The sequence below is a fragment of the Nodosilinea sp. P-1105 genome, from assembly GCF_012911975.1.
In the GTDB taxonomy this organism is placed as follows: domain Bacteria; phylum Cyanobacteriota; class Cyanobacteriia; order Phormidesmidales; family Phormidesmidaceae; genus Nodosilinea.
On record NZ_SMDQ01000155.1, the window covers coordinates 1 to 1,691 of the forward strand.

Sequence of the window (1,691 nt, forward strand, 5' to 3'; positions counted from 1 at the left end):
CCCACATTCCGCCCTTTGAAGTGTCACATTAGGAATTAAGACGGCATACTTTCAGAGGTGATGAAACGGAGGCCAGTGGTGATGAGTGACTCCAGTTTGACAGTCAAGAACTTAGACCACCTGGGAATCGTAGCAGGTCTGGTGGATGAACTGGGTGTGGTGGAGTATCTCAACGAGCGGATCGGGGTCGACGCCCGTGAGACCGTGAGCATCGGCGTGGTGGTCAAAGCGATGATTTTGAATGGACTAGGCTTTGTCAGTGCGCCACTGTACTTGTTCGAGCAATTTTTTGTTGGCAAGGCGACCGAGCACCTGCTTGGCGAGGGGCTAGAGGCGGAGCATTTCAACGATGACCGGCTGGGTCGAGGCTTAGACCAGCTCTATCAGGCTGGGGTGAGTGACTTGTTTGTAGGTGTAGCCCTGCAAGCCCAGAAGCGGTTCGGGGTGAAGTGTCAGAGTGCCCATCTTGATGCCACCTCCTTTGCGGTCGACGGGGACTATACCTCGGAGCCGGAGGCCCTGGTGGAGGGGGCTCCGGTGCCAATTCGGGTGACCCATGGCTATTCGCGGGACTATCGACCCGACTTGAAGCAGTTTGTGATGAATCTGGTGTGCTGGGGGGACGGGGATATCCCGGCGTTTCTAGAGATGGCTGACGGCAACCAGTCGGACAAAGCCCGCTTTGCTGACCTCCTGTTAGCCTTCCAGCAGCAATGGCAGTTTGAGGGGCTGTATGTGGCCGATTCTGCCTTGTATAGCGCTGAGAACCTGCAGGCCTTGAGGGGATTACAGTGGCTCACCCGAGTGCCCTTGACGCTGAAAGCGGCGACCGACCTCGTCTCGACGTTGCCCGATGCGGCCTTGGAGGCGACCGGGCTGAAGGGCTACCGCATAGCCAGTGTGTGCAGTGAGTATGGTGGCGTGCAGCAACGCTGGTTCGTAGTGGAAAGTGAGGCCCGCCGGCAGGCCGACCTGGCCAAGCTGGAGCGCACCCTCGCCAAAGCCACCACCCAGGCCACCGCCCAGGTGGAGCAGCTGCACCGACAGGAATTCGCCTGTGAAGCCGATGCCCTAGCCGCCCTGGAGGCGTTGGCCACCCGATTGCCCTGGCATGACCTCACCGACTGCCAGGTCACCGCCAAAGCCCACTATGACCGTCCAGGCAAGCCCACCGCAGATACGCCCCCCACTCGAATCACGTATCATCCCGACGCCACCCTGTCCCTCAAGGCTGAGAAACAAGCCCAGTATCACCGACGGGCCGGTCGATTTATCCTCGCCACCAATGTCCTTGATGCTGAGGTGCTCAGTCCCGTCGAGGCCTTAGAGGAGTACAAAGCTCAGCAAGGCACGGAGCGGGGGTTTCGATTCCTCAAAGACCCCTTATTCTTTGCCTCCAGTGTCTTCCTCAAATCCCCAGAGCGCATCATGGCGCTCGGGTTTGTCATGGCGCTCTGTTTGCTGGTCTATAACTTGGGACAACGACAACTGCGACAGGCGTTACAACAGGCCCAGCAAACCCTGCCCAATCAGCTCGGAAAAGCCACCCACAGGCCCACTTTACGCTGGATCTTTCAGTGCTTTATGGCTGTCCACTATGTCACGCTCAATGCCGTTCACCAGGTGGTCAACCTCACCGATGAGCGTCGCCATATCCTGCAATTCTTTGGAGCGCCCTGCCGGAAATACTA

Annotated in this window: 1 protein-coding gene; it reads left to right on the top strand. The window is 58.4% G+C overall.

The features are described 5' to 3' along the window. Positions 1 to 75 precede the first annotated feature (75 nt). Positions 76 to 1,691, top strand: a 1,616-nt coding sequence (locus tag E1H13_RS26465; RefSeq protein ID WP_169617947.1) for an IS1634 family transposase, incomplete at its 3' end; no start/stop codon positions are given.